This is a genomic window from Actibacterium sp., from assembly GCF_041584535.1.
GTDB lineage: Bacteria > Pseudomonadota > Alphaproteobacteria > Rhodobacterales > Rhodobacteraceae > Actibacterium_D.
Window position 1 is genome coordinate 1 of record NZ_JBFHDW010000175.1, and the last position, 5,564, is coordinate 5,564.

The window sequence follows — 5,564 nt, forward strand, 5'->3', positions numbered from 1 at the left end:
AAGCCTCGGGATTGGTGCCCAGAAAGTTGGCGGGAGACATCATATCGACGATCTGGCGGGTAAAATACTCAACCCGGGCGCGATCTTTGGGGGAAAGACCTTCCATTTCATCGACGGTCCGATGCACCGCTTCGGCAGTCATCAGATACTGTTGTTTTACGAAATTAAAATAGGGATGGGTCTGCCACATCTCGTCGGCGAAGCGAGGATCCTTGGGGGTGTTATCTTCGGGCGCCTGCAGCTTTCCTGCGGCCAAAGCTTCCTGCGCTGCAATGAAATGTTTGAGCGTTTTCCCCCAGTAAGAGGCCTGTTGCTCGAAAATTTTCGACGGCTGATTGATCATGTCCTGCATGTAGGCCGAGGCGGCTTTCATCATCAGTTCATGGCTGGGCGCCTGCACCGCAGGATCCAGAGAACGCTTGTGCGACATGGCCGCAATAAGACGCTCAGACAACTTCTCGACCTTTGCCAGGTTCTCGTTCAGACGCTCCAAATTCGCGCTGGTAGTTGCTTCTTCAGTTGTCATCCGTAATTATCCCCCCTATATTTTGCAGTTGCAGAAACGCACTGAACAGCGGCAAAATGACGCCACTGACTACTGACATTACAACCGGCCATTTGCCATTGCAAAGGAATGCCGCATGAAAAACATCGCCACGTACGACCTGATGGAAAGCGCCCGAAACACGAATCAGTGGCTAGGCGCGTCTGCTTTGGCGCTGGCTTCCTATCCGTTCACCGGTGTGATGCCGAACCCGTTTTTCCGCCTGCTTGCCGCCTGGGGCGAAGTGACCGAACGCAGCTTTGCGCGTATGGTTGCCAAGCCGGATTGGAACATCCTGACCATCGTTGGTGACGACGGCCGTGACCATGTGGTCAGCGTCGAACCGGTGATCGCCCGCGCCTTTGGCGACCTGATCCATTTCCGCGTCCATGGCCGCCCCGAGAAACAGCGCAAGGTGCTGCTGGTTGCGCCGATGTCCGGCCACTATGCCACGCTGCTGCGCTCGACCATCGCGTCGCTGCTACCGGATTGCGAAGTTTATACGACCGATTGGCATAACGCGCGTGACATCCCGGTATCCGAAGGCAAGTTCGATATCGAAGACTACACGCTGTATCTTGTCGATTTTATGAAATTCCTCGGCCCCGAGATCAACGTGATCGCCGTATGTCAGCCTGCGCCGCTGACCTTGGCCGCGACCGCCTATCTGGCCGAAGAGGCCCCCGAGGCCCAGCCCCGCACCCTGACCCTGATCGGTGGCCCGATCGACCCCGATGCCGCCGCGACCGACGTCACCGACTTTGGTAGCCGCATCACCATGGGCCAGCTTGAACAACTGGCGATTCAGCGCGTTGGCTTTAAATATGCTGGCGTTGGCCGTCTGGTTTACCCGGGCCTGCTGCAGCTGGCCTCGTTCATGTCGATGAATGCCGACCGCCACTCGGAAGCGTTCCGCGAGCAGATCCTGCGCGTTGCCAAGGGCGAAGCCGGCGACCACGACAAACACAACCGTTTCTACGATGAATATCTGGCCGTCATGGACATGACCGCCGAATTCTATCTGTCGACGGTCGAGCGCATCTTCAAAAACCTTGAAATCGCGCAGAACAAGTTCGTCGTTGCTGGCAAACAGGTCGATATCGGCAAGATCACCAATGTCGCGGTGAAAACCGTCGAAGGCTCGGCTGACGATATCTCGGCCCCCGGCCAATGCGTTGCCGCGCTGGACCTGCTGACCGGCCTGCCCGACAGCAAGAAAGCCAGCCATCTTGAGCAAGGCGCCGGTCACTATGGCATCTTCGCCGGCAAAAGCTGGCGCGACAATATCCGCCCGCTGGTGCTGAACTTTATCGACAGCAATTCCGGGCAGGACGCCAAGGTTTCGCACCTGAAAACGGTCTGAGCCTAGTTTAAAACATACGGGGCGGCGAGCCATTGACGCATCGCCGTCGTCACAGCCTTGGGCGATTCAAGCGGCGGGACATGTCCCGCCGTTTCTATGACTGACAGGCTGGCATGTGGGGTCAATTCGGCCATGAACTGATGCCGCCGCGGTGGCGTGATCGTGTCATGCGCCCCGCACAGCACCATCACCGGTATGCCGCGCAACTGCCGTAACAGCCGCTGCTGATCCGGGCGGCGCTGCATCGCGCGCGACTGGGCCAGAAACACCGCGCCGCCTTGCGCGGTCAGCATCTCGGTCAGGCTGGCCTGAACCGCCATCCGCCCCGCCCCCGGCGCCAGCGCCGAGACCGGAACCTCGCCGCGCACCACATCGTCGAAGTGACCGGCGCGGGCCTGCATGATCCGGGTCTCGCGGGCGGCGGCCTCTTGCGGGGTTTCGGCCAGCGGCGTGCAGGACATCACCGCCAGTCGCATCACCCGGTCGGGCGCCATGCGCAACACCTCCATCGCCACGACGCCACCCATCTGATGCCCGGCCAGCGCGAATTTCGCCGGGGCCGATTCCAGCACATGCTTAGCCATCAGGCTGATGCTCTGGTGCTTGCCGCACGAGGCAATCTGAACCGCGCGATCGGCCCCGAAAGCGGTGATCTGGTCCAGAAAAACCCGGCCATCGCACATCATTCCGGGGATCAGGACCAGCGGTTCGGTCATCATACCAAGGCCTTGCGCTGAGACGCTGGGAAATCACGAAAATGTTCGAAAATTGAACCCGTGATTTCTAAAGTTTTTCCTGATGTTCTGACGTCTACATATTGAAAACTAACTGATAATTTAAAATTCACCGCGTCATCCATTCCAGCGCCAGAAATCCGATATTTATCGTAATATTGCAGTCAATTTCCCGCCCGGACCAGTATTTTCTCCACCGATTTTTCGATCAGGGCCAGACATTCCGGGGTCGAGAACCGGTGATCGGCACCTTTGACCAAGGTCAGGCGAATATCGTCGCCCTGCGCGTGTTCAAGCAGCCGCAAAGCGACGGATTGATCCACATCCGCATCCGACGTCCCCTGCAACAGCCGCACCGGGAACGGCAGGTTCAGCGGGTCGCGCAGCACCAGATTGTTGCGCCCGTCTTCGATCAGGGCGCGGGTGATAACATAGGGGTCGTCGTAATCCGAGGGCAGTTCGATTTGCCCGTTCCGGATCAGCGCCGCCTTTTGCGCCTCGGTAAATCCGGCCCACATGCTGTCTTCGGTGAAATCCGGCGCAGCAGCGATGCCGACCAATCCGGCGACGCGATCCGGCAGGGCGCGCGTCACCAACAGCGCGATCCAGCCGCCCATGGACGACCCGATCAACACCTGCGGCCCCTCGGTCAGCGCCGAGATCGCCGCAATCGCGTCTTCGGCCCAATCGCCGATCGTTCCATCCGCGAACGCCCCCGAGGATTGGCCATGCCCCGAATAATCAAACCGCAGGAACGCCCGGCCGGTGCGCTGTGCCCAGTCTTCCAGATGCACCGCCTTGGTGCCCTCCATGTCCGACATGAACCCGCCCAGAAACACCACGCCCGGCGCTTTGCCCGGCGTCAGGTGAAAGGCGATGCGACGGCCCGAGGCCGTGTCCAGAAATTTGGGATGTGTCATGGTGGCTCCGTTCCTTGGTGCCGGCAGGTTAGCCGCTTTGCCCCCCACCGCAAGAGCGCCCTTGCCCGGACCGGGAATTTGCGCTTTGCTTTCGCCATGACCGGACCTCGTTTTACCGACCTCGCTTCCAGCCTGCCCGCCTCGGTGCCCTTTGTCGGCCCCGAGACGCAGGAACGCGCCATGGGCAAGCCCTTCAAGGCACGGATGGGCGCCAATGAAAGCGTCTTTGGCCCCTCGCCCAAGGCCATTCAGGCGATGTGCGCCGAGGCCGCCGAAACCTGGAAATACGGCGATCCGCAAAGCTGGGATCTGCGTCAGGCGCTGGCGGCGCATCTGGGTGTCGGAATGGACAATCTGGTCATCGGCGGCGGCATTGACGGCCTGCTCAGCAGTCTTGTGCGTCTGACCGTGGCGCCGGGTGACGCGGTGGTGACCTCGGCCGGTGGCTATCCGACGTTCAATTTTCACGTCACCGGCTATGGCGGCGTGCTGCACACCGTGCCGTTCCGCGATGACTTTGAGGACCCTGAGGCTTTGATCGAACTGGCGCGGCAGGTCCGCCCCAAGCTGATCTATATCGCCAACCCCGACAACCCGATGGGCAGTTGGCACGATGCCGCACGGATGCAGGCGATGATCGACGCCGTGCCCGATGGCTGCCTGTTGATTCTGGACGAGGCCTATATCGAATTCGCCCCTCAGGGCACCGCCCCGGTGATCAACCCGGACGATCCGCGCGTGATCCGAATGCGCACCTTTTCAAAGGCTTACGGCATGGCCGGGGCGCGCATTGGCTATGCGATCGGCACACCGGCGCTGATCTCGGCCTTTGACAAGGTGCGCGACCATTTCGGGCTGGCCCGGATCAGTCAGGCCGGGGCGCTGGCAGCGCTGAAGGATCAGGACTGGCTGGCCGAGGTGCAAAGCCGCGTCGCCACCGCCCGCGACACGATCAGCGACATCGCCCGCGCCAATGGGCTGACGCCGCTGCCCTCGGCCACCAATTTCGTCAGCATCGATTGCGGCGGTGACGGCGCGTTTGCCCGGGCGGTGATGACGGCGCTGATCGCGCGGGGGCTGTTCGTGCGGATGCCGTTTGCGCCTCCGGGCGACCGCTGCATCCGGGTGTCGGCCGGAACGCCCGACAATCTGGCGCTTTTCGGCGAAGAATTGCCCAAAGCCCTGCAAGAGGCGCGGCAAACGGCTTTGTGAATGGCCCGGATGCGGGCGGGGGCTAAACTGTGAGGCAGAGTTTTCGTTCACAGGTGCGCCATGCAGGACCGCCCCGTCACCTCGGCCCCCAATTACACCAACGCCGCGCTGGTCATGGCACTGGTCAACCTGATCATCCTGTTCTTCGTCATCTGGGCGCTGGTCGGCCTTGGTCCGGCACTGGTGTTGGGTCTGGTGCTGAACATCCTCCTCAACAACTGGCGCGCGCGCATCCTTGCGTCGGGCGGCTAGGCCGGGGCGCATATGCTTGTCAGACCACGGCTTTCACGTTAGACCCCGCCCCTGTATTCCAAGCGCCGAAAGCTCGTATGACGAACAATAGCAAGTCCCAACTGGACGACAGGTCGCGTGTCGCGCCCACCAAGGCCAGCGACGATCTGAGCACCCTCTGCGGGCGTCTGGCGGCGCATGTGCATTTCCAGCTGATGGATCACGCGTTTCTGCGGGCGTTGTGGACCAATCTGGATGAGATTGCGCCGGGGGTGTGGCGCTCGAACCAGCCGTCGCCGCGGCGCATCCGGCGCTATCGCGACATGGGGATTTCCACGATCATTTCGCTGCGCGGCGGGGTCGGCAAATCGCATCACATGTTCGAAGAACGCGCCTGTGCCGAAACCGGGATCACCCTGATCACCGTGGCGCTGTCAGCGCGTAAACTGTTGGATCGCACCCGCTATCTGGAACTGTTCGACCTGTTCGACAGCGTGGAAAAGCCGTTCCTGATGCATTGCAAATCCGGTGCCGACCGGGCCGGTCTGGCCTCGGCGCTG

At 61.3% G+C, this 5,564-nt stretch carries 6 protein-coding genes and 1 pseudogene; 4 read left to right on the forward strand and 3 right to left on the reverse strand.

Features of this window, described 5'->3' with window-relative positions; genetic code table 11:
* A pseudogene (locus ABYW26_RS09580) lies at positions 1-526 on the reverse strand (class I poly(R)-hydroxyalkanoic acid synthase); the annotation flags it as partial.
* Positions 527-641: 115 nt separating this feature from the next.
* Between ABYW26_RS09580 and phaZ the strand changes: the two are divergent.
* The gene (phaZ, locus tag ABYW26_RS09585) at positions 642-1,907 is read left to right on the forward strand and encodes a polyhydroxyalkanoate depolymerase (RefSeq protein ID WP_372604592.1); all 1,266 of its coding nucleotides are present in this window, start codon (positions 642-644) and stop codon (positions 1,905-1,907) included.
* A 2-nt stretch (positions 1,908-1,909) separates the two neighbouring features.
* On the opposite strand, the gene ABYW26_RS09590 is transcribed toward phaZ, so the two are convergent.
* Together ABYW26_RS09590 and ABYW26_RS09595 are read right to left on the reverse strand one after the other, a co-directional pair.
* Positions 1,910-2,623, reverse strand: a complete 714-nt coding sequence (locus ABYW26_RS09590) for an alpha/beta fold hydrolase (RefSeq protein ID WP_372604593.1) — start codon at positions 2,621-2,623, stop codon at positions 1,910-1,912.
* 182 nt (positions 2,624-2,805) lie between these two features.
* Positions 2,806-3,561, reverse strand: coding sequence for an alpha/beta fold hydrolase (locus tag ABYW26_RS09595; protein ID WP_372604594.1), 756 nt, complete (start codon positions 3,559-3,561; stop codon positions 2,806-2,808).
* 96 nt (positions 3,562-3,657) lie between these two features.
* Here ABYW26_RS09595 and ABYW26_RS09600 point away from each other — a divergent pair, with 96 nt between their 5' ends.
* From ABYW26_RS09600 to ABYW26_RS09610, 3 genes are all read left to right on the forward strand, one after another.
* A complete protein-coding gene (locus ABYW26_RS09600) occupies positions 3,658-4,773 on the forward strand; it encodes a pyridoxal phosphate-dependent aminotransferase (RefSeq protein WP_372604595.1) in 1,116 nt (371 codons plus the stop codon).
* Positions 4,774-4,833: 60 nt separating this feature from the next.
* Positions 4,834-5,025, forward strand: a complete 192-nt coding sequence (locus tag ABYW26_RS09605; RefSeq protein ID WP_372604596.1) for a hypothetical protein — start codon at positions 4,834-4,836, stop codon at positions 5,023-5,025.
* Positions 5,026-5,102: 77 nt separating this feature from the next.
* On the forward strand, positions 5,103-5,564 hold a 462-nt coding region (locus ABYW26_RS09610; protein WP_372604597.1), incomplete at its 3' end, for a tyrosine-protein phosphatase.